Genomic DNA, 21,861 nt, shown 5'->3' on the forward strand with positions numbered 1-21,861 from the left:
TAGCCGCTAATTAGCGGCTATTTTTTTATCCAGTTTTCAGGATTGTTTTTTTAGAGAGTGATTCTTGCAATTTACATTTTTCCTGTAGAAAATCGACTCTATCTATTACCATTTCTACAATTGAATTTATTATGTCCGAAAACTCAAGATTGGCAGTAACCAATTCTGACAATAGATATCTCGGGATCGCCCTTGGTTCTGGCGCTGCTCGTGGTATTTCACATCTGGGAGTTATTCGTAATCTGATTCAACACCAGATTGAACCCCGGATAGTGGCAGGCACTTCAATCGGTGCACTTATTGGCGCTTGCTATGCCGCTGGGGAGTTTGATCAAATTGAAGCATGGTTTAAGCAGCTCACTCTGAAAAAGCTTCTGGTTTTTCTCGATCCTAAACTCACTTCTCGTGGCGGTCTTGCCGATGGCGCACAATTTGTCCGCTATATGAAAGAAACTTTCGGTGACATTCAGTTCGAACAGCTGAACAAAAAGTTGGTGGTTGTCGCAACCGATATGAACAGCGGCAGAGAAGTATGGATAGAGTCGGGCTCTGTGTGGGAAGCTGTTCGCGCTTCAATGGCTTACCCGGGAATCTTGTCACCGGTTCATCTAGATGGACAGTTCCTCCTTGATGGAGGGCTAGTTAATCCAGTGCCGGTGATTGCCTGCCGGGCGAAAGGTGCCCGCCGGGTTATTGCAGTTAACCTCAATAGTGAAATGATAACCAATCATCAGCTTGAAGGGGAAGTATCGAGTGAAAGTGGTGAGCTTATCGAACAGAGTCTTCTCAGTAAAATATCAGGAAAGGTAATCAATACTGTGTCACCCCTTCTTCGTCGAAATGGCAAGAACGGAAATAGTAAGAACGAAAATAGTAAGAACGAAAATAATAAGAACGGCAACGGTAAGAGTGTTGTGCCATTTAACACTATCGATGTCTTAGCGGCTTCTATCAATATAATGCAAGACAGGATTACTCGCAGCCGTCTTGCTGGCGAGCCGCCGGATGTTATGTTGATGCCTCGTCTCGGACATATCGGCATGTTTGAAATTGATCGATTTGAGGAAATCTATAGCGAAGGGATGAGAGTGGTTGATAAGGTCCATTGGGAACACGAGCTTGAATAGCTCTACGTAAGAGGCCTTAATCAATAAAGTTAAATCGTTCACAATTATTTTCTTCTGTTTAATATCTTCTCAAATAACTTGATAGTATCAGATGGCTTCAGGGAAGTTGGAATTTGGAGCTCTCTGGAATAAATTCTATTCAAAATTATTTCGTTTCTTAAGGAAGATATTATGAAATTAATTAAATATGTCAGCATGCTTGGATTAGCTGCTGCATCTCCTCTCGCATTTTCTCTTCAGGTCGATCAGTCTCAATATGTCTCTAACGCTTCAATCAGTGTTAATTCATTTGCACCTGTTGGTCAGTCTTTTTCACCTGCGCATAATTTGCTGAGTCAGGTTTCGTTAGAATTATTGGATGTTTCCACAGCTACCAACGGTAGTAATGCGCATGTCGTGCTAAGAGAATCCGATATTAGCGGTCCGATAATCGCTACTTCAGAAACAGTTTATTTAGAAGACTGCTTTAACTTTGAACAAGGTCCGGGATGCGGAACCGCTGGTGGTTATGGCAAAGCTATTCCATTTCAATTTGCCCAGGGCATAGAACTGACTCCGGGAAGTCAATATGTCATTGAGATCATCGTATCAGGCGACTCTGTTGGAGTTAACTACGCCTACAATGATGAATATGCAAATGGTGGAATGTATAAAGAGGGAGATATTCAATCCAATGATCTTTGGTTTGCTACTGCCAGCCAGCAAGAAAGTAATGAAAATATTCTGGTTTCAAATGGCGATCAGCTTTCAATTTATGATTCAGACGGAACCTTGTTATCCAGCGTAACAATTCCCAAAAACACAACTAACGAGTCTTCGAGGGACCTGTTTCAGCTAGGGGATGGCAAAATTGCAGTTTTCAACGGTACTTTCCAGCCAGTGTTGAGCGTACTTGAAGGAGAAAGCTGGAACCATTATTCCTTCTCAGGTTGGAGTACAGCAAATAATATTTCGTACGGTGGAATAACTGCCTACCAAAACTATGTGTATGTTACCGATGGCTCTACTTCCGGAGCGAGTGAAAAAGGAATTGTTCGTTTTGATGTCGATAACGCCTTTGCTGCCTCCCGGTTTTTTACAAGTAATGAATATATTGATGTTACTTTGGGGCTGAATAATAAGCTTTATGCATTGAGAAATACTTATGGTGATCTTGACGTCATCGATCCTGAAAGCATGACCATTCTGCAGAGTCTGGATCTGGGACATACTTCTTCTTCCAGAGCGGTAATTGCTGATGCCGAAGGTAATATTTACATGGCAAGTTGGAGCGGTAATGTTACCCATTTTTCGTCCGATGGAACCAGCATTAACTCGGTCAGTATTGGAGGCTCTCTATACGACATAGATATCAATTATCAGGGAGAGCTACTTGTCAGTGACCGAAATGGAACGGTAACGCGAATAGAGTCGAACCTGAATGTGATTGGTACTTTCAGTGCGGATGACTCTGGTGTTTTTGTCGCCTATGGTAATCAGTCACCGACCGATCCTGAGCCAAAGCCAGATTACTGTGAAGCTAAAGGAAATAATACTTATTACGAGTGGATTGAGGCTGTGAGCGTTAATGGTTTGTCAGTTCAGTCTGGAAATAATCAGGGATATTTTCTGGATGAGAATACTCTCTGGGAATTAAGTGCTAGTCAGGTTAATAGCTTGCAATTGATTCCTGGATTTGGCTCTAGTTCATATACGGAAAAATGGAATGTATGGGTTGATGTAAATGACGATCATATATTTGAAGAGTCCGAAAAAGTTTACTCGGCTTCAAGTCGTTCTACACTAAACACTAATATTTCTTTAGCGGGAGCAACGCCAGGTAAAGTAAGAATGAGGATTTCAATGCAATATGGTTCCTATCCGCAAGCATGTGGTTCTTTTACTTATGGTGAAGTGGAAGACTTTGTTGTTAATATTACAGAGTGAACACTGGCTATAAAAAAGAGAGAGTAGTTATTGATAACTACTCTCCGACGGTCTTAAAAATACGTTGACAGTTGGTTTAAGGGATAGCTTTGTTTAAAGGATAGCTTTGTTTAAAGAATAGTCTGATGCCAAAGGGATCTAGTCCCAGCGATTGAATACCAGATGCATGGTATTATCAGCATCAGTCACAAAAATAAAGTAACCTGCTCCGGTTGTCGGCAAGCCGCAGATTGTCGGTTTATTATTTCTGGCAAAACATTGCATACCTGCGGCTAAGTGCGCGGCAGTTTCATATTGGCAAGTGTTATCAGATTGAGACAGACCTTTCACCAGATCACGACTGGTTCGGGCCATTACGTAGCGCAAGTCACCAAATCGTCGATAGCTTTTTGCATCAAGCAAGTAGCTCTGGCTATCCCACAAGCCGTTTAAAATTCCGTCGTAGCACATTTCAGGCATAGGCACCCAGAGCGATTCGTTATCATTGTTAGTATCGATTTCAGGAAATTTGGAATAGTCGCCGTCGTACTCGGTGAGAATGATATTAGTTGAATCTACATAATCCTTTACCAGGATAAACTCTCCCGCATCACTAGGTACAATACAAACGTCGCTACCAGCGATTTTTTTACAGGTAATTGTTTCGCGATTCATCGGTTGGGAAAATTGATTACAACTCGAATTCGCCGGTGCGAACAGTTTAGTCATTTCTGCTAGCGCCGCTACGGCAAAGTCACGCTTATCTTCGTACTCATAGTAAAAATCAGAGTAGATGTTATACACCCGGGCATCTTTGGTGTTAGCGGTTTGCATATCTGTCAGACAACGAGATAAGGAAGGAACAGAAAAGTCAGCAGCCATTGAAAGCCCTGATGAAAGCGCAATCATTAGTGATGGAATGAAGTGAGATAAATGAATTCTTAAGAACGAAAATTTCATTAGTAGTACCTGATTGTTGAAAAAAGCAGAAATCATATAGACAAAAAATCGATTTTGCCTTGCTAATTGAAATTTTATCTTTTCTTGAGATTGCCGAAAGAGTCTAACAATCTGGATGATAAAAACTGATGGTTTCCGCTCTCGAAGGAATGGGTGTTAAAAGTCTGATGCGAAAACTAATATCTCGTAAGGTAAAGGTTAATAACTTTTTTACATTGCTAGCTACGATATGCATAACAGATTCTATTTCTCATCCTGTAAATAAAAAATATTTCTTTGCTGCTATTTTTCCAGGACTATAGTTATTTTAACAAGTAAATATTGGTTTCGGTATTTCCCTGTTTCTATATTCTTTTATGAGATGCAAAAGCGTTTGCCAAATCTCTGCTGTTGATCTTAATTCAGAATGGATGGTAATGATTTATGGACATGAGAGTAATAACTTCGATTAAACGGAGTACTGATCTTTTAATTCGCTGGATGGTGGTTGGTGCATGGGGCTTAAGTTTTGTCTATGCCAATGTATACGGAACATGGCTAGAAGCAATCGTGTTAGGCGGCGTTCTGGCGGTGCCGGCATTTATTTTCGCTACGCTTAGAGCCGGGGAAGCACTAACTCGTCATGTGTTAACTGTTAGCCTGTTAGGTCTGGTTGCTCTACATGTTCAGCAGCTAAACGGAATGGTCGAAGCTCACTTTGGATTTTTCGTGGTAACTGCTTTTCTTTTTATCTATAAAGACTGGAAGCTTTTTGCAACGGTACTCACTGTTGGTGTAATACATCATGGTAGTTTCTATCTGTTGCAAAAAGCGGATACCGGCATTGTGGTTTTTAATCAAAGTAATTCGACTTTATGGGTTCTCTTTCAACACGCTTTTTATCTCGCTTTAGAATGTATCGTCCTGGCCAAGGCTGCGGTTTCATCTTCATTAGAAGCTGAACTGGTAAGTACCTTGTCTCGGATTACTCAGAGTGGAAAGGGGCTGGACTTTCGAATCCGAGATGCTAATTCAGATAACATTTATGTACGACATTTGAATAGTATGGTGCAACAAACAAGCTCGGCTCTGGGAAATGTTAAAGGCGCCAGTGAGTCTATGAAGTCGACTGTTAACGACGTATCAGGCGCTATGCAAAGCTATCGAAATAAATCTGAATTACAGCGTTCCCAGACAGTCAGCATTGCATCTGCCACTCAACAAATGTCTGATACTTTTAGACATATGGTGGAAGATGTATCAAGCGTATACGAAAAAGTGAATGCTTCTGTTGATAAGCAAACTAAAGTGAGTGAAGCAATGCAGCTCTCTAAAAACGCTATTTCTCAACTAAAAAGCAAGATCGAAAAAGCGAATGATACAATTATTGAACTGTCGAGCCATAGCCATAGAATCGGTCGAGTGCTCGATGTGATTCAATCGATTTCAGAGCAAACAAATTTATTGGCACTTAATGCGGCAATTGAAGCTGCTAGAGCTGGAGACGCTGGACGAGGTTTTGCTGTGGTAGCTGATGAAGTCAGAACATTAGCCATGAAAACGCGAGAGTCCATTGACGAAATTCAGACTACGATTAATTGTGTTCAGGAAGGAGGGGAAAAGGCGGTTGAAGAAATGCGTCATTGTAACCAATTTATCGAAGACAGTGTGGGACAAACTGACCATGCCAATGCGCAATTATACGAAGCGACCACTCTGATAAATGAGCTGGCTCAGATAAATGAGTCCTTTGTTTCTTCTATCAGTCAACAAAGCCAGGCTGCCCAGGAAATTGCGGAAAAAGTGGGCGCAATACGGCAAGGAGTGGAAGATTCGAATTCTGATATTGAGCAGATTGGTTTTGCGATCAACGATATTGAACAAGGTTCTGTGCATTTATCGGAACAGCTACGCCATTTTGTTGTTTAAAATGAAAAACAGAAGCTTGCGAATTATAGGTGTTTTGTGGTGATTCGTTTTGTAAGCGCCAGAAATTTGATATTTGCTAGCATATGGGTTGGCTTGATTGTTCTGTTTTTCTGGATTTTTTTTGCTCGCTCTATTAATTATTTTGGTCAACACAAAAATCTGGAACTACAGCCTTCATGGGAGTCGAAAGACCGGCAGTTTGAAAAACTACTTGTCCAGATGAACTTGAAGAAAAAGAACATTATTCTACACCTGGTTGATCCTGACTGTTCCTGTAGTCGTTTTAGTATTAACTATGTAAAAGGGTTATTAAGTAACAATGACTACTCTGATTTTACTCAATATGTTTTCATACCACCCGGCAAGGAAAATAGTTTATTTCCAGCAGGAATTACTCTTTCAGAAAATAACTATCAGCTTCTAAAGCAACTAATACCGTCGACTCCGGCAGCCCTTATATGGTCTCAGGCGAGCAAAAAAGTGGCGTTTATCGGAGCTCATACTTCAGGGGAAATTTGTGGTCAGGGTAAATCCAATCTTGAAATTGTAGTGGCTAATCTCAAACGAAATGTTAACCCGAAATATTTCCCATTTTTTCAAAAGGGTTGTTTTTGCTCAACTTGAGCCGAGCTGAGTATGATTGCTGACACATTACTTTTACGACAAGTAACACTTTACCGATTGATTTCCTCTTCAAAAACAGATTAGATTCCCTTTTTAAAGTACTGAACTAATAAGGAATAGGCTTCTGTGAACAAAAAGTTATCTGTTCATCATTCCCATTGCAAAAATTGCCAAACACAACTACTAGGAACATTTTGTAGTCACTGTGGCCAGAAAGATAAAGAGTATCAACCCACATTTACGAATATGATTCAGACGTTGTGGGATGACTTTGTTGCAGTCGATGCAAAGCTGCTAAATACTATTAAAGCGGTTTTTATACCGGGCAAATATGCAGCTGACTGGCTGGAAGGAAAGCAGAACCGCTATGTACCACCGATAAGAATGTACATCGTAGTATCAATGCTGTTTGCCATTGTAAGCTATGTAGAGTCGAACTACTTTCAACAACAGCCCTTGGGGAGTGGTGCGTTACAAGGGTTTATTCATGGGTATTCAGACCACAAACAACTGCCCTATGAATACCAGATTATCCAACTGGTGACCTTATTGATTCTTCCGCTGACAGTGATTTCAGCTCAAATATTTAACCGAAAATCAAAAGTTATTGTTAGTGTAATATTTTCCATTTGCCTTTCCATTACGATAATGTTTTTCTTTATGTTTGCCGAGGCTTTATCATTGGCTATACCAGAAAAAATGACTGAGCTGGTCTTACTTTTTCTTATATCTCTCTTTACACTGGTTTCTGTTAGAACCGTTTACAAAATAAGTCTTGTTGGCGCAATTTTTAAAACACTGGCCTGGCTACTTCTCAATTTCGCTCTTGTCGCTTCAGTTACTATTATTTCGATAGGTTATTATGAAGCTCACTTCGAAGAAGTAAAGACTATGCAAGCGGAACCACAAAATTCTGTTTTAGATAAGCGCTAACTAAAAATTGCACTAGCAATATAAAGTATGAACTATCGCGAACTCGCGATAGCTCGCTATGAGCTGAATAGACATTTATCTCTTCTGGTAATTGATTATCGCAAGTACTCTCTTCTACATTGAACCAGTTCAGCAGGTGTAACCAGGTTAAAGGGTGACGAGCTGAGCAAACTGATATTTAAATGCAGTTATATATTACAAGGAGAGAATCATGTTACGAAAACTAATTGCAGTAGTCTTTTTATTTGTTGGCAGCTCACTGTCGGCTGATCCTGTTCAAGATTTATCGATGAATAACTATAAGGCCGGATGGTATCCAAACTTCTATAAGGGAAATGGTCCCTTAACCTGTCAAAGAACATGTAAGGCATGGGTCGGGAGTGACCGCGAGCACGAAAAAAGTAATGAGATTGATGGGCAAACTGAAGAAACCTCAGTGTGTAAAATAACGAATAAAGATGAAATAATCATTGAAGGCCTAAATGAACCTGGCTCACACTGGCTTTATGGTAATCAGTTTGATGATTATCCGGTATGCCATGTTTTACCAATAGGTATCGAGCCAGTTCGTAAAAAAGCGTTTATGTGTCTTTGTGTGACTCCGGACAAATGCACCGATGCGGATTTAATCATCAGTAATATCTATGATCCTGTATGGGACTGGACTACAGGACAATCGGTCGTTAAGGTTGACGTAACCAATATCGGCTCCAGTGCCGCCGGTAACTTTTCAACACGAGTTTCAGACCCTGGAACCGGTGCTTCATCTGCAGTGGTCTCTGCAGGTCTTGCTGCGGGCTCGACTGCGACACTGGTATTTTATTTTAATTATTGGCTATTTGATCCGGATGCAGAGCTTCATGCTGAAGTGGATACATTGAATGAAGTTGTCGAATGTGACGAAGAGAATAATAAGAAAATCTACTTTAAGCAGGGATGATTGGTTTCTGTCTATAACTTTAGCAGCTAGTGTAGTCCTACAGGCTAGTCGGACTACACTTTTTACGCTTTTATTTGCGTTAGTTGGCAGGAATTCAAATACTTTAGTTATTTTTTCTAGCAAATTGTTGCTTTGAGGAAGGTGTCACAGAGCTGTACAAAAAGTGTTCGCAAGCAAAGTTTTTTCTTCTTATCACCGTTAGAAAAGTTCAATATTGTTACTGAACTATTCGCTCTAATCAGGAGAACTGTTATGACATACCCTACAATCGAGGATAAAATTTTAGATGATGGTCGGATTAGCGACTGGTTGGCAGGGCAAATCAAGGTGACTCGAGAACTGGATCTTTCGCAGGCGATAGATGATGTCAGGAAACTACAGGTGATTCTTGATAAACGTATGGATAGAAAAATACAAGAACGTAAAACCTTTAAAACCCAAGTTGATTTGAAAGTCATCGATCTATAAATCAATGCCCATCAGACGTTAAGCAACAGAATAACTATGTTGTTTTGATACGGTTGTTTTTATATGAAACTATCGTGAAACGGAATAGTTGCGAACCGGAATAGTAGCGAACCAGAAGACTCCGGCTGGAGTCTCCCACAACGTATTTCCTTTTCTATTTGCTACTGGAGAACTCAGGGTAGGCTTCCATTCCGCATTCTGATAAATCGACGCCTGAAAGTTCTTCTTCTTCACTGACGCGAATACCCACCAGTTTTTTGATCACAAACCAGGCGGCAACGCTGGCGACAAACACCCAGATGAAAATAGTTAGTGCACCGACTAGTTGGCCAACAAATGTCGCTTCAGGATCAGTCAATAGCACAGCAAAAATTCCCCACAGTCCTACGACGCCGTGTACCGATATGGCGCCTACAGGGTCATCTATTTTTAGCTTATCCAGTCCTACGATACTGAGAACGACCAGTACGCCGCCCACCATGCCTATGAGTGTTGCCGATACCGCTGTTGGATCCGCGGGCTCAGCTGTAATTGCAACCAGTCCCGCCAGGGCGCCATTAAGAGCCATTGTAAGGTCAGCTTTTCCAAAGAGAATTCTGGCGGTTAATAGCGCAGCAATCAAGCCACCGCAAGCAGCAGCGTTGGTATTAAGAAAAACATTCGCTACTTCGTTTGCGACCGCTATTCCTCCAAGTTTTAGTGTGGAGCCACCATTGAATCCGAACCAGCCCATCCATAAGATAAACGTGCCTAATGTTGCTAGCGGTAGATTGGCTCCTGGTATGGCTGTTACCTGTCCCTTGCTAGTGTATTTGCCTTTTCGCGGACCCAACAGTAAGACGCCTGCTAAGGCTGCGGCAGCGCCCGCCATATGAACAATACCTGAACCGGCATAATCGCTATAGCTTAAGCTATAGAGTCCGAATACACTTTTCTCACCCCAGGTCCATCCTCCTTCAAGCGGATAGATAAGGCCTGTCATGAATACGGCGAACAAAAGGAAGGACCAGAGTTTCATTCTTTCTGCCACTGCCCCTGAAACAATCGACATCGCCGTGGCAACAAAGACTACCTGAAAGAAAAAATCTGAGGCGCTTGAATAGACAGAGTCGCCATCAAAACCATTTGCGGTTGAAGCATCCAAAGCGGCCTTTACGTCGAGGTTGGCCACCGTATCGACGCCCGACAAGAACCAGCCGCCACCGTACATTAGTTCATATCCGCATATCATGTACATGGTGCAAGCTATCGCAAATAGTGCGACGTTTTTCGTTAGAATTTCAGTTGTGTTTTTGGCTCGAACCAGACCCGCTTCTAGCATTGCAAATCCTGCTGCCATCCACATAACCAGTGCGCCCATCACTAAAAAATAAAATGTATCAATTGCATATTGCAATTCAAAAATTTGTTCCTGCATTGCAGTACTCCCAAGAATTAATATTTCAATGAGTAATTCATTGATTGCTGGTGTTTTTAGTTAGATGGCTTCAGCGCCTGTTTCCCCGGTACGAATTCGAATCACTTGTTCCAAATCCATCACAAAAATCTTGCCGTCACCTATTTTTCCACTTTTCGCTTCCTTACATATGGTTTCTATAACCAGTTCCAACTGATCATTATCCACTGCGACATCCAGTTTTGTTTTGGGGTTAAAGTCTACGGTGTACTCTGCACCGCGATATAGTTCGGCGTGACCTTTTTGACGACCAAAGCCTTTGACTTCAGTAACGGTAATGCCTTGAACGCCAATATCCGAGAGTGCTTCTCGTACTGCATCGAGCTTGAAAGGTTTTATAATTGCTGTAACTAATTTCATAGCGTTTTACCTGTTAGATGGTTTAATTTTTCTGGATAAAAACTAAAGATCAAAAGACTTACTTATATCCAAATAGATATAACCATCATCTTGTGACCCAATAAGGTCATCGCTTTTTATGCCAAGGTGCAAACTGGCAGACACTTCGTTAGCTAACTCAGAACTAAAAGAAACTTCAGCCCAGGTCCAACTCGCATCGTCAAGATCGCTGTAGTCACCTGCACCAAGTGTGAGTTCAAAAGCGGAGTGGCTGTAGGTTGCAACAAATACCGAATAGTCTTCAGCGATAGCACCGTCGTCATCGTCACCGCTGATCAGATCGAAAGAAAAGTCGCCGTAAGTTAAATTGAGAGAAAGTTCCTGTTCAAAGTCGCTGACGTAAGTGTATTCATAACGTGTGTATCCGACTGACCAGGAAAAAGAATCATACTCTTTACCGTAGCCGAGGTAGTAATCAGTTTCTAGTCCATCGTTACCGCCGGTGGAATCATCAATCCACCAGGTACCGGCATAAAAGCCGTCCTGGCTATAGTCGACACTGGCGTACGCGCCGCCATCACCCAGATTCCAACCTCGAAAATAGTAGTCGGATACAAAGCCGCCGGTCATGGTTACATCCGCAAAAACTGTTTGGCAAAGTAGTAAACTAATTAAACAGGAGGTTTTGAGTAGAAAATTCTTCGAGTTTGTTGGACAAACATTTATTTTTTTATTGGTGCTCTTCATTGGTTTCCCCTTTATTGGTCTGAATGCACCTTCGCTATTGCAGCAAGCTTGCCAACTTTAAAAAAACATTTAATTTCATTTGTTTAAATGAAAATCAGGCAAGGTTTTGTTATTAGACGCGAGAGGAATGCACCAAATTATGCTTGTTGATATAAACAAAAAATATTGGCGTTACGCTTTTGGTGCGTCTTTTTTGTAAAATACAAGAAATATTGTATTGATAGTTGGAGGAACTGTTTGTTAAAAAAATCGTGAAAGCGAAATTTGGATTTTTACAAGTAGAGTAGAAAATTTGCGATACTAGAAAAAATAAAAAAAAGAGTCAGAACTAGTGTTTTAGCCTGACCCATTTGTAATGGTAGAACAAATCGATTATTTCAAAAAACAGGGTGTCTGAAAATTACTAGAAACGATAACGAATGCCAATTGCTCCATCCACATCGAATCCTGCCTCATTGGAAAAGTCATAATTTGGTACGGCTTGAATATAAGCTTGAAAATCTCTGGCAATACCAAAAGTCATACCAATAGGTGCTCGGACACCGGCACTATCATCTCGAGTCGTATCATTGCCATCATAGTTTTCTATAAAACCTCCAAGGTCCACATAAAAATGTAAACTTTTATTATCGTTATAAAAATTTTGCGCACGAACATCGAAAGCAAACGCATCTCCATTAACAAAAAAACTATAACCTTTATACTGAGCGCTAACACCAATATCCAGATCGTATGCGACTCCAAGTTTTAAGCTTGATTTCGATTGATTAGCTGAGAACACGTTACTGGAAAAGAAGTAAAGCACTGCAACAAGTATGATATTTTTTAACTGCATAATATCCTCGGTAAGAGTTCGACGATTAAATTAAAGTTGCAGGATTATAAATATTTCTATTTATCATTGCGGGGATTAAGTCACAATATAGAACTGGTTGCGTGCTTTAATTTCTATTTCGAAAAATCAGTCGACTGATTGACGCTCTCAAAATTCATGGAGTGAATTCTGTAGTGCAACATGATTGGCTGCGTAAAAAATACTTTCAAACTGAAGGTCGAAAGACTTCTATACGCAGCGGCAAATCATTCGATTACTGACAGCTGCTCAAGCTGCTAATCCATTGGGAAATGATATTGACTGCGTCACTATCCACGATTTGAGTGCCAAGAGGAGGCATACGGTTGTTGTCAAGCAACTGCATTCTGGCCAGCAGCACAGAGCGAGCAGGATCACCTGGCGCAATAATTCGAGCGTCGGTAATTCCAAGGTCGCCATTAGCAGGTACCTGATCACAGGTTTGAGTATCTTCCAGAGCAGTACGAATCTGCAGATCCATAAAGCCACCGGGACCCCCAGGCCTGTGACATCCGCTACAATTAGCATGAAGATAACTTCTTGCCCGAAGCGAGATGCTAGCCTCGGTAGTATTGATGTCCACCAATTCTGCAAGTTGTTCACCGGTTGGCATATCTGTCAGATATCCTGCTTCTACCAGAGCATCAAGTTGATTTCCTGTTCTGCTATTGGGGTAGGTCATCTGTCCATCTAGCTGACTCGCTTCAGGCCCGAGTGAAGTTCCGGCCGCGCTGGTATGACACTCGAAGCATTGTCCTCGAGAAGGGATTAGATGCTCGAAGTCTCCGATAACCACACTATCACTGCCTTCAACGAGTTGCGCATCAGACTGAGCATCATTCCATTTATAACTGTAACCACCCCAGCCATTTTCATGGTGCATAAAAAGGCGAGTCTCCAGGTATTGATTGTCATAGATGAAGTTTTTGATGAGTACAGAGCCTACCGGAAAGCTAAAATCTCCGTCATTCTGTACGCTGATGGTTGTTTCATCGGGAATTGCGAAGTGGCGAGTTTTATTGACACCATCAGACCAAAGCTTGGCATTGACATTAAATGGAACAACGCCCTGATCGTAACTTTTACTCGCTGTGGACTCGAAGCAACCAGTGTCAGAAAGGTTAGTCGGAATGTTTGACCCACCGCCTCCCTGATCTACCAGTCGATAGATGACTGCGCTATTTCCACTTCCGCCAAAACTAACTGGATAGACTTCGCCATCGTTTCCCTGTCCAAAAGTGGCAATATTGGTGCCTGCCAACAGTAACTCCTGCGAGATATAATTTTCGCCAGATTTATAGGTACTCCAGATTCTTCCAGTACAAAAATCGCCGTAGATAAAATGGCCTTGTAGTGACGCAATAGACTGGCCACGATAAACATGTCCCCCGGTAATTGAACAGTCTCCATTATCATGATTGTATTCGGTTACCGGTAGTGTTAAACCTGTAGTGTCACAGTCTGCATTTTGATAGCAATGATTGCCTTCCATTATCGGCCATCCCAGATTATTCCCGGCAGTTACTATATCGACTTCTTCATACTGTCCCTGACCAACATCGCCTATCCAGAGCTGCCCTCCCTGTGGGTCAAAACTAAAACGCCAGGGATTGCGAAGCCCGTAGGCAAAGATTTCATCCAAGGCATTCGCGTTGCCTACAAAGGGGTTGTCTGCCGGGATCGAATATTCATTGCCACTTACGTCGAGTCGCAAAATACTCGCGTGCAATGTCTGCAGGTTCTGACCGTTGCCGTATTGATCTCCGGCACCACCGCCGTCACCGAAAGCAATATAAAGATAACCGTCAGGGCCGAATGCGATATTTCCGCCATTATGGTTATCATCCGGTTGCGAGAGTTGTAACAGAACTTCTTCATTGGCGCGGGGAAGAGGATAGGTTCCTGTATCCTCAATGCGACTAATCGTTGATTGTAAATATTGACCCAAATATGAAAAATAAACTCTTCCACCGTCGGATACTGTGTAGTCGGGAGAAAATGCCATTCCGAGTAAACCGCCTTCGCCTGCGGTATACAGATTTTCACTCATATCGGCAAATTCGTGCAAAGTACTGGCGGTTGGCGAGTTATCAAACCAATAGACAAAACCGCCGCGGGTCATAACATACCATCGACTATCATCATTGGGAGCTTGGTAAAGGCCAACCACGGAATATATCGGGGGCAGATTCGGAAAAGCATTTTCCAGTTGAATATTACTTTCCCCTTGCCCACCGGCTTGTGCTGGAGCAATACAGCTTGAATTGCTTTGTCGAGCTAAAAGTGACACGGTTGATACTGTAAAGCTCGCGCTAATGCCACCGATAGTCAAAGTTGTGGTAACTGACTGACCTGCTGTGGCGGAACTCATTAAACGCAGCCTAACTGTTTGCCCGGAATTAATGTTGCCTGGATCCGTTGAATAAGCCCCATCTCCGATCCGATACTCGCCGCCAGCGCCACTAATGGAAATGTCGGCTGGTGCGTTAATGCCGGTAACAGTGATGGTGTTAGACTCAATCCAGCTGGAAGCTAAAGTCGTTTGCTGCGAGGAAAAGCTAAAACTATCGGGGGTCGTATCTTCGACAGGCTCTGGGGGTTCAGTGCCACCACCTGAGCCGCCTCCACAGGCAATAGACAGGATAAGTGCCAGGCCGAGGAGCAAGGTCAGGTTGTTAATCAAGATTGGGCGTCGTAAAAAAAATATCGAGCGAGAGTTATCAAGCATTTCAAGAGCTCCTTGTCATAGGCTATCCATGGATAGCAACTTGCTTTTATGGAGTGACTGTCCAGCGCACTCTCTTTAAAGGTAATCAATTTTTAAGGCAATAAAGTTATAAAGTAATAAAACGCCTGAAACCAAGCGTTAAGGGGACCAAGTGTTAAGAGGTCTATCTTACTAGAGGAGTACAATAATTGTACAGAGGCGACTTGTGTTATGATTGACAAAATTCTTTTGCCGAGTAACCAGGCGTTCCATTGATTCACTATTTAGTGATACATGTTCTATAATAACTCTATCCTGAGGGGAGGCATGAGTGCCTGAGAATATCTATGTCCGGTTCTGTTTGTACTAGTGAGCGGACATCCTGGGTGTACCCTTTGAACCTGATCCAGGTGATGCTGGCGTAGGGACAGGAATTTGTTTTCTATAAAATCAATCATATGTCGAATGAGCAGGGTTTAAGGACGACTATTTTTATCCGCTCAGCATTGATTTTCTATCTGACTTCTTCTGCTTCCCGAAAACTTGCAATCAATTAGAGTTATGCATCTTGCCTGGTAATTATTTTATAAGAAATATTAAAAATGGTGGGCAATGTGGGAATAAGATTTTTTTCGTTTAAACCAGAGAAAACGTTTTTAAATTGTACAACATTACCAGGGTGGAGTTCCGTTATTGCTGGTCTATTAGCAATAGGTTTTAGCGGCTCTGTGCTGGCTAATGAACAGACTTCCAGCGGCATGCTTTCGATTGAAAAGGAGTCCGCCGATGATGGAAAGTTAATTGTGACTGCGGATCTGTTAAATGAAAGTCAGCTAGGACTAGCCGCCAGCGTTAGTATCATCGATGAAGAAAAAATAAGAAAGAATAATGCTACCCATCTATCCGAAATTCTTAATCTGGCACCTAATGTTAATTTTTCCAGCGGCGCTTCCAGAGGTCGTTTTATACAAATTCGAGGCGTTGGAGAAAGGAGTGAATTTGTTGAGCCGATCAATTATTCGGTGGGAGTGATAGTCGACGGAATCGATTTGACTGGATTGGCAGGAGGAGCGCTACTTTTTGATACACAGCAAGTAGAAATTCTTCGAGGTCCTCAGGGAACAGTTTATGGCGCAAATGCTTTGGCAGGTTTAATTAATATTGTATCTGCTGCTCCGCAAGAGTCTCTTCTGAAAGTGTCGGCCGGCTTCGAGTCCTACAATGGACAATCATTTATGCTAGTTAAAAGCGAGCAGGTGAATGAAGCTTTCGGCTATCGTATCAGCTACGGAAATTACAGAAGTGATGGGTATGTTGAAAACGTGACGCTAAATCGAGACGATACTAATAATTTTGATGAGCAAGGCGCAAAATTAAATTTAAGTTACAAGATAAATAGCGATTTTTCTTTATCAGGTAATTTCATCTGGATTGATGTTGACAATGGTTATGATGCCTTTAGTCTGGACAACAATCGACAAACTTATTCAGACGAACCCGGATATGATCGTCAAGAAACCTTAGGGGCTTCAGTAGTAGCCAAATTTGATAAAAATGAATATTCGCTGGAGACTACCTTTGCTTTTGTCGATAGTGATCTGGCCTATGCATATGATGAAGACTGGAGTTATCCCGGGATTTGTGACAATACTCCCTGTGATAGCAATAGTTGGGGATTTGACTGGTGGTATTCTTCTTTTGATAAATATTTGCGAAATAATGATAACTGGAGTCTTGATTTCAGGCTGATAAATCATGAAAGTGAGGAAGCCGAAAATGGAGGAGACCGGTGGGTATTGGGAGCTTATTTTCGTGATCAGTCAGTCTCATTAATAAGAACGTATACTTTCAATATTAATGATTTTGGTAATAACTATGATACAAGAAATTCTGCTCTTTATGGTCAATATGATAAAGCAATATCTTCAGACTGGACGATTAGTGGTGGCTTGCGATTTGAAAAAATAGGTGCAGATTATTTTGATAGTGAAGGATATTTCAGTGCACTGAATGAAAGTTTTTGGGGCGGAAAACTTGCAGTAGAATATCAAGCTTCTACTCAAATGATGACCTACGGATTAATTTCAAGAGGCTATAAAGGTGGCGGATTTAACACTTCTCAAATGCTGCCTGAAAACCAGAGAGCCTATGATGCCGAATTAATGTGGAATTACGAAATCGGGCTAAAAGGCTATTGGTCTGAAAATGCCATCACATTACAGAGTTCACTTTTCTATCAAGATCGAGATGACATTCAATCAAAGCAGTCTTATGTGACTTCTTTGGCTGACGGACAAACCCTGCAGGACGGTGGTTCATGCCCGTGTAATTTCACTGACTATTTTTTGAATGCAAAAGGCGCAAAGACTTACGGTGCTGAAATTGAAATTTCATGGCGCGAACTAAGTTGGGCTCACTACTATGCAAGTATCGCATTGTTGGATAGTAAGTTTGACTCACTTCAAAGTTTTACTCATGTTGAAGCCGATCTAAATGCTGAACCTCCGGTTGCATTTGATTTGACTGGTCGACAGTTGGCTCATGCACCTGAAAGTCAGTGGGTTGTGGGGGCCGATTTCCTGCTGGATGACTGGTGGACACTGAACTTCCAATTTGAATCAAAAGATGATTTTTATTTGTCCGATCGTCACCAGGTGAGGGCAGACAATTATAATATTTATCATATAACGCTCGCTTATCAGGCAGATAGTTGGCAATTAGAAGTCTTTGCGAGAAATCTGGGGAATGAAAATATAGTCACTCGTGGCTTTGGAAGCTTTGGAAATGATCCGAGAAAATTCTACGAGCTTGAACCTTATTTTCAGTTAGGAACCCCAAAAATCCTGGGGCTAAGAGCGGCATACCAGTGGTAAGGTAAGTAATAATTAAGCAATAAGTAATAAGTAAGAAGTAATTGGTGGAAGAGGAAAAATAATGAAAATTTCTGTTGAACTTAGTTTGTATCCGTTAGACGATGATTTTTTGACTATCATTAAAGATATTGTGAAAAGGCTTAATGATGATCAAAGAATAGAGTGTATTACAAATACTATGAGTACCCAGATTTTTGGCGAGTTCGATAGCGTGATGGCTGTGGTCAATAATATTGTTAAATATTCATTTGAGACTTATGGAAAGCAGGTTTTTATTGCAAAATTTTTAAATAGTGATGTAGCTCCGAGCAGACAGTAAACGTTTTCAATGGAAATTTTATTACACGCATTTGCTGAGCAATTAGTTCAAACATCGATCTGGGAATGGGCCGCTGTCGTTTTTGCAATAGCCTATGTTCTTTTGGCTATTAAGGAAAGTTTATGGTGCTGGCCAGCGGCATTTATCAGTACCGCAATATATTCAGTATTATTTTTTGATGTAAACCTGTTCATGCAATCGGTATTAAATATCTACTATCTGTTAATGGCTATATATGGCTGGTATCAGTGGAAAACAGGAGAACACCGTGATGGAGATAAAAAGATTGAACGTTGGCCTGTTAGAAAACATCTGGCATTTATTGTTTTTATAGTTGCCGGGATCTTGGTTTCCGGTTATCTGCTCGACAACTACACTTCACAAAGTCTTGCTTACCTTGACTCTTCTGTAACCTGGTTTGCGGTCTTTGCTACTTTTTTGCTCGCACGGAAAATATTGGAAAACTGGATTTATTGGATAGTTATTGATTCTGTATCAGTTTATCTATACTTACAAAAAGAGTTTTTAGTGACAGGACTGCTTTTTGCGGCCTACACAATAATGGCAGTGTTTGGATGGCTACAATGGAAGAAACACCTTGATAAGTATTCTACCCCCTGATTGGTGGCAATTTTCTGAGTATAGCTGGTATAAGATGGTGGCAACGCTATCTTTACAGGATCCTGAAAATTTTGAAATGTGCCTCGACCGGATTAACTGGATGCCTATTGGCGGCGGGATCACTAACTATAACTACAAACTGAATATTGGTCGGGACAAGTACTTCGTACAACTGGTTGATCCCAACAAAATTGAGAGATTGCCAGGAGGAAGATTTGTTCCGGTGAGCAAAGTGATTGCAGAAAATAACAAACTCGCTTTTTGGGTACCTGAGTGTTTGTTGGATTCAAATGATATAAGGTTGTTTAGCTGGATTGATGCGGTAAATTCGAAGCATGATAACTTTAACTCAGAAATTTTTGTCGAAAAGTTATGTCATTTCTTTTCAGTGCTACATAAAGATATCAGTACCCTTCCGTTCCTTGATATTACACGTCACCTTGAAACCTATTATCATCTGGCAGTGAAATATAATCCGAAGCGAAAAAGTAATTTTCAGGAAAGTTATAAGCAGGCTTTGAAATTCTGTCGTAGTTTTAATGCCAGTAATACCTGCCACAATGACATCTCGCCGGGTAATTTGTTGATTGGAGATGAAATTTATCTGGTCGACTGGGAGTACGCATGTATTGGTGATCCTTTGTTTGATCTGGCGGGGGTGAGCATTAATTTCCAGCTAAATGAAAAGCAGGAATCCTATTTGCTCGAAACCTACAGTGGTCAGCTGGATACTTATTTTCATATAGAAAAATTTCATGAGATGAAACTTTTATATAATCAAATAACAGAATTCTGGGAATCTCGTAACGAATAAGTCTGCCGCTTGTCACATATTTAATTGATTCAATCTTTTTATCCCATCGAGAATAAATAAATTGAACTATAGTTAATAAGTGTGTCGAGGTCAGATGAGTGAGTTATGAGAAGTTCCAATTATCTACGTCGTGCCAAGCGTCGGCAAAATAAAACAACAATTCATCAGCAATTCAATTACTCTCCGAATGATAAAGTTTGTGGGAAGGATTCTCTTGCCAGTGTGATGGATGTTACCATTACTACCGTTGAGCGCTGGATACGAGATGGAATGCCGGTAGAACAGCGGGGCGATTCAACTCATGAGTGGCTATTTGATCTGACTCAGGTTAAGCAGTGGTACAGTGAACACTTCCCTAAAAATGATTAGAAGGCCTTTTTAGATTTCAAATGTCCGATTTACGGAACCAGGTGTAATTGTTGGCACGAGCTTAGCTGGTAATTCCAGTGATTTTATTCGTTTTGCTCTTCTTCAGATTCACTTTCAGAAGGCTGTTCCTGGTTCTCAGCGCTTTCCTTGATTCCTACTCCAACAACCTGACCAGGAGTGTTTTGCCCTTGAACGATTACGACCTCTACTCTTCTGTTTGTCGCTCGTCCCTCTATCGTATCATTAGTGGCAATTGGTTTAGTGTCGGCATAGCCGTTAATAACAAAACGGTTTCTGTCGAGTAGCCCGCTTTTTAATAATTCCCGCGTAACCGAGCCTGCGCGAGCACCTGACAGTTCCCAGTTTGAACGAAAATACTCATTATTGATTGGCAAGTTGTCGGTATGTCCAGCGACCCTTATTTCACCATTGGTTTCAGCCAGGATAGTTTCAATTTTATGTAATACGGGAAGAAATTGTTCCTCGATTGTGTCTGAAGCCGACGCAAAGGAGCCCTTTTCTCTGATTCGAATTACTACCATCGCGCCTTTGGCAAGAAGCTCAATTTGACCGTCAATGATTTCTTTCTGTAAGTCGATAGCTATAGCTTGCGCCAAAACTTCTGCCGCAGCCTGTTCGGCCGCTTCACGTGCGGCTTTTTCTTCCGGCGTTTCAAAAGTAGAATCCTTTACCCCATACTGGATATCTTCAATGCCATCTCCCTTGTTCGGCTCTTCTCCTTCACCTTCCTGAGATTCTTCTTTTTCTGGCTCATCAAACTCCAAAGTTTCTTTAGTCACTTCAATTGTTTGTTGCATGATGGAGTCGATTACAGTCGGGCGAGGCTTTCCGGGAGAAAACTCTCTCGCAATAATACTGGTGCCCTTGGGAATATCTCGAACCTCAAGTTTGTTTTGGACGCCAAACGCAAATCGCATTGAACCGGCTATTTGTTTAAACTTGAGTACATCCATTTCTGAAAAGGACAAGAGGAGTACAAAAAAGCACAAAAGCAGTGCCATCAAATCAGCAAAGGTCCCCATATAACCAGGGAGTCCTTCGGGGGGGCATTTACACTCTTCTTCTTCCATCGAGTTTCTTACCTAGTCTTCAGCGGAAGGACGTTTACCTTCAGCAAGGTAACCATGTAGTACCTGCTCAATGACGCGCGGGTTCTGACCAGCTTGAATGCCGAGCAGCCCATCAATAACCAGTCTGCGAGCGAGCTTTTCCTCGCCATCGCGAAGGTTTAGCTTGTCGCAAATGGGAATACCGATCATATTAGCCATCATTGCTCCGTACATGGTGGTCAGCAAGGCGACCGCCATTGAAGGGCCTATCGTTTTCGGATCATCCATATTTGAGAGCATCGCTACCAGCCCAATTAGCGTACCAATCATGCCCATTGCAGGGGCAATATCAGCCATTGATTTAAAAACGCCGGCTCCATTTTGGTGCCGCTCCGATGCCATTTTTAAATCCTTTTCGAGAATGGTTTTAACCACTTCGCCGTCATGGCCATCCACCAGCAGACCGATACCTTTTTTCATAAAGGGATCGGGGATTTCTGCGCTCTCGAGTGCCAGTAGACCACTCTTGCGTGCCATGTCGGCTAGTTCAACTATTTTTTCAATAAGTTCATCACAATCGGGAGACTTGAACGACAGAACTTTCATGCCGGATGAAGCGGCGGAGAGGAAGTCGCTCAGCGAATATTTCATTAGCACAACAAAGTGAGTACCAACGACTACGATTAGGATAGAGGGGATATCGATAAAGGTTGTAATGTTCCCACTAAGGAGCATTGCCATCAATATCATCCCGATGGCACCTATCAGCCCTACCAGTGTTGCTAAATCCAAGTTGTTAAAGCCTCTTAATTTCAGCCAATTGTGACT

Annotated in this window: 20 protein-coding genes and 1 riboswitch; of the genes, 12 read left to right on the forward strand and 8 right to left on the reverse strand. The window is 41.7% G+C overall.

The features are described 5' to 3' along the window. Positions 1-131 precede the first annotated feature (131 nt). Positions 132-1,127: a patatin-like phospholipase family protein gene (locus tag IYN84_RS10705; RefSeq protein ID WP_196139224.1), complete on the forward strand. Its 996-nt coding sequence runs from the start codon at positions 132-134 to the stop codon at positions 1,125-1,127. Positions 1,128-1,298: 171 nt separating this feature from the next. Then, entirely contained in the window at positions 1,299-3,053 is a 1,755-nt protein-coding gene (locus tag IYN84_RS10710; RefSeq protein ID WP_196139225.1) for a GEVED domain-containing protein, read from the forward strand. Between the two features lie 138 nt (positions 3,054-3,191). Here IYN84_RS10710 and IYN84_RS10715 read toward each other — a convergent pair whose 3' ends face one another. After that, positions 3,192-3,992, reverse strand: a complete 801-nt coding sequence (locus IYN84_RS10715) for a hypothetical protein (RefSeq protein WP_196139226.1) — start codon at positions 3,990-3,992, stop codon at positions 3,192-3,194. Positions 3,993-4,415: 423 nt separating this feature from the next. Here IYN84_RS10715 and IYN84_RS10720 point away from each other — a divergent pair, with 423 nt between their 5' ends. From IYN84_RS10720 to IYN84_RS10740, 5 genes are all read left to right on the forward strand, one after another. Beyond that, complete coding sequence (locus IYN84_RS10720) at positions 4,416-5,900, forward strand: methyl-accepting chemotaxis protein (RefSeq protein WP_196139227.1); 1,485 nt, start codon at positions 4,416-4,418, stop codon at positions 5,898-5,900. Positions 5,901-5,939: 39 nt separating this feature from the next. Then, a complete protein-coding gene (locus tag IYN84_RS10725) occupies positions 5,940-6,524 on the forward strand; it encodes a DUF6436 domain-containing protein (protein WP_196139228.1) in 585 nt (194 codons plus the stop codon). Between the two features lie 126 nt (positions 6,525-6,650). Continuing rightward, positions 6,651-7,457, forward strand: a complete 807-nt coding sequence (locus tag IYN84_RS10730; RefSeq protein WP_196139229.1) for a DUF3667 domain-containing protein — start codon at positions 6,651-6,653, stop codon at positions 7,455-7,457. A gap of 211 nt (positions 7,458-7,668) precedes the next feature. Beyond that, a complete protein-coding gene (locus tag IYN84_RS10735) occupies positions 7,669-8,397 on the forward strand; it encodes a CARDB domain-containing protein (RefSeq protein ID WP_196139230.1) in 729 nt (242 codons plus the stop codon). A 252-nt stretch (positions 8,398-8,649) separates the two neighbouring features. Beyond that, entirely contained in the window at positions 8,650-8,865 is a 216-nt protein-coding gene (locus IYN84_RS10740; RefSeq protein WP_196139231.1) for a hypothetical protein, read from the forward strand. Positions 8,866-9,019: 154 nt separating this feature from the next. Here IYN84_RS10740 and IYN84_RS10745 read toward each other — a convergent pair whose 3' ends face one another. From IYN84_RS10745 to IYN84_RS10765, 5 genes are all read right to left on the reverse strand, one after another. After that, positions 9,020-10,282 (reverse strand): ammonium transporter, encoded by a 1,263-nt coding sequence (locus tag IYN84_RS10745; protein ID WP_196139232.1) that lies wholly within the window; start codon positions 10,280-10,282, stop codon positions 9,020-9,022. Positions 10,283-10,342: 60 nt separating this feature from the next. Further along, a complete protein-coding gene (gene glnK / locus IYN84_RS10750) occupies positions 10,343-10,681 on the reverse strand; it encodes a P-II family nitrogen regulator (protein WP_196139233.1) in 339 nt (112 codons plus the stop codon). A 42-nt stretch (positions 10,682-10,723) separates the two neighbouring features. Then, entirely contained in the window at positions 10,724-11,407 is a 684-nt protein-coding gene (locus IYN84_RS10755) for a hypothetical protein (RefSeq protein WP_196139234.1), read from the reverse strand. Between the two features lie 403 nt (positions 11,408-11,810). Beyond that, the gene (locus IYN84_RS10760; RefSeq protein WP_196139235.1) at positions 11,811-12,242 is read right to left on the reverse strand and encodes a hypothetical protein; all 432 of its coding nucleotides are present in this window, start codon (positions 12,240-12,242) and stop codon (positions 11,811-11,813) included. Positions 12,243-12,495: 253 nt separating this feature from the next. After that, on the reverse strand, positions 12,496-14,988 hold the full coding sequence (locus IYN84_RS10765; protein ID WP_196139236.1) for a PQQ-dependent sugar dehydrogenase: 2,493 nt from the start codon (positions 14,986-14,988) through the stop codon (positions 12,496-12,498). 287 nt (positions 14,989-15,275) lie between these two features. Beyond that, positions 15,276-15,412: riboswitch (TPP riboswitch) on the forward strand. Positions 15,413-15,581: 169 nt separating this feature from the next. On the opposite strand from IYN84_RS10765, the gene IYN84_RS10770 reads away from it, so the two are divergent. From IYN84_RS10770 to IYN84_RS10790, 5 genes are all read left to right on the forward strand, one after another. Beyond that, on the forward strand, positions 15,582-17,840 hold the full coding sequence (locus IYN84_RS10770) for a TonB-dependent receptor (RefSeq protein WP_371734855.1): 2,259 nt from the start codon (positions 15,582-15,584) through the stop codon (positions 17,838-17,840). Positions 17,841-17,901: 61 nt separating this feature from the next. Next, positions 17,902-18,159, forward strand: a complete 258-nt coding sequence (locus IYN84_RS10775) for a YkoF family thiamine/hydroxymethylpyrimidine-binding protein (RefSeq protein ID WP_196139238.1) — start codon at positions 17,902-17,904, stop codon at positions 18,157-18,159. Positions 18,160-18,168: 9 nt separating this feature from the next. Beyond that, positions 18,169-18,780, forward strand: coding sequence for a nicotinamide riboside transporter PnuC (gene pnuC, locus IYN84_RS10780; RefSeq protein WP_196139239.1), 612 nt, complete (start codon positions 18,169-18,171; stop codon positions 18,778-18,780). Next, entirely contained in the window at positions 18,758-19,594 is an 837-nt protein-coding gene (locus IYN84_RS10785) for a phosphotransferase (RefSeq protein WP_196139240.1), read from the forward strand. The genes pnuC and IYN84_RS10785 overlap by 23 nt, the downstream gene beginning before the upstream one ends. Positions 19,595-19,699: 105 nt before the next feature. Continuing rightward, entirely contained in the window at positions 19,700-19,963 is a 264-nt protein-coding gene (locus IYN84_RS10790) for a terminase small subunit (protein ID WP_196139241.1), read from the forward strand. An 83-nt stretch (positions 19,964-20,046) separates the two neighbouring features. Here the strand turns inward: IYN84_RS10790 and IYN84_RS10795 are convergent, their stop codons facing one another. Further along, positions 20,047-21,054: a MotB family protein gene (locus IYN84_RS10795; protein WP_196139242.1), complete on the reverse strand. Its 1,008-nt coding sequence runs from the start codon at positions 21,052-21,054 to the stop codon at positions 20,047-20,049. A gap of 12 nt (positions 21,055-21,066) precedes the next feature. Next, positions 21,067-21,825 (reverse strand): flagellar motor protein PomA, encoded by a 759-nt coding sequence (pomA, locus tag IYN84_RS10800; RefSeq protein ID WP_196139243.1) that lies wholly within the window; start codon positions 21,823-21,825, stop codon positions 21,067-21,069. Positions 21,826-21,861 lie beyond the last annotated feature (36 nt).

It is taken from the genome of Aliikangiella sp. G2MR2-5, from assembly GCF_015687155.1.
GTDB lineage: Bacteria > Pseudomonadota > Gammaproteobacteria > Enterobacterales > Kangiellaceae > Aliikangiella.

Coding starts and splice junctions, on each gene's coding strand:
- IYN84_RS10740 (WP_196139231.1), top strand. CDS start 8,650: ATGACATACCCTACAATCGAGGATAAAATTTTAGATGATGGTCGGATT.
- IYN84_RS10755 (WP_196139234.1), bottom strand. CDS start 11,407: ATGAAGAGCACCAATAAAAAAATAAATGTTTGTCCAACAAACTCGAAG.
- IYN84_RS10795 (WP_196139242.1), bottom strand. CDS start 21,054: ATGGAAGAAGAAGAGTGTAAATGCCCCCCCGAAGGACTCCCTGGTTAT.
- IYN84_RS10735 (WP_196139230.1), top strand. CDS start 7,669: ATGTTACGAAAACTAATTGCAGTAGTCTTTTTATTTGTTGGCAGCTCA.
- IYN84_RS10765 (WP_196139236.1), bottom strand. CDS start 14,988: ATGCTTGATAACTCTCGCTCGATATTTTTTTTACGACGCCCAATCTTG.
- IYN84_RS10705 (WP_196139224.1), top strand. CDS start 132: ATGTCCGAAAACTCAAGATTGGCAGTAACCAATTCTGACAATAGATAT.
- pnuC (WP_196139239.1), top strand. CDS start 18,169: ATGGAAATTTTATTACACGCATTTGCTGAGCAATTAGTTCAAACATCG.
- glnK (WP_196139233.1), bottom strand. CDS start 10,681: ATGAAATTAGTTACAGCAATTATAAAACCTTTCAAGCTCGATGCAGTA.
- IYN84_RS10745 (WP_196139232.1), bottom strand. CDS start 10,282: ATGCAGGAACAAATTTTTGAATTGCAATATGCAATTGATACATTTTAT.
- IYN84_RS10720 (WP_196139227.1), top strand. CDS start 4,416: ATGGACATGAGAGTAATAACTTCGATTAAACGGAGTACTGATCTTTTA.
- IYN84_RS10790 (WP_196139241.1), top strand. CDS start 19,700: ATGAGAAGTTCCAATTATCTACGTCGTGCCAAGCGTCGGCAAAATAAA.
- IYN84_RS10715 (WP_196139226.1), bottom strand. CDS start 3,992: ATGAAATTTTCGTTCTTAAGAATTCATTTATCTCACTTCATTCCATCA.
- IYN84_RS10760 (WP_196139235.1), bottom strand. CDS start 12,242: ATGCAGTTAAAAAATATCATACTTGTTGCAGTGCTTTACTTCTTTTCC.
- IYN84_RS10775 (WP_196139238.1), top strand. CDS start 17,902: ATGAAAATTTCTGTTGAACTTAGTTTGTATCCGTTAGACGATGATTTT.
- IYN84_RS10710 (WP_196139225.1), top strand. CDS start 1,299: ATGAAATTAATTAAATATGTCAGCATGCTTGGATTAGCTGCTGCATCT.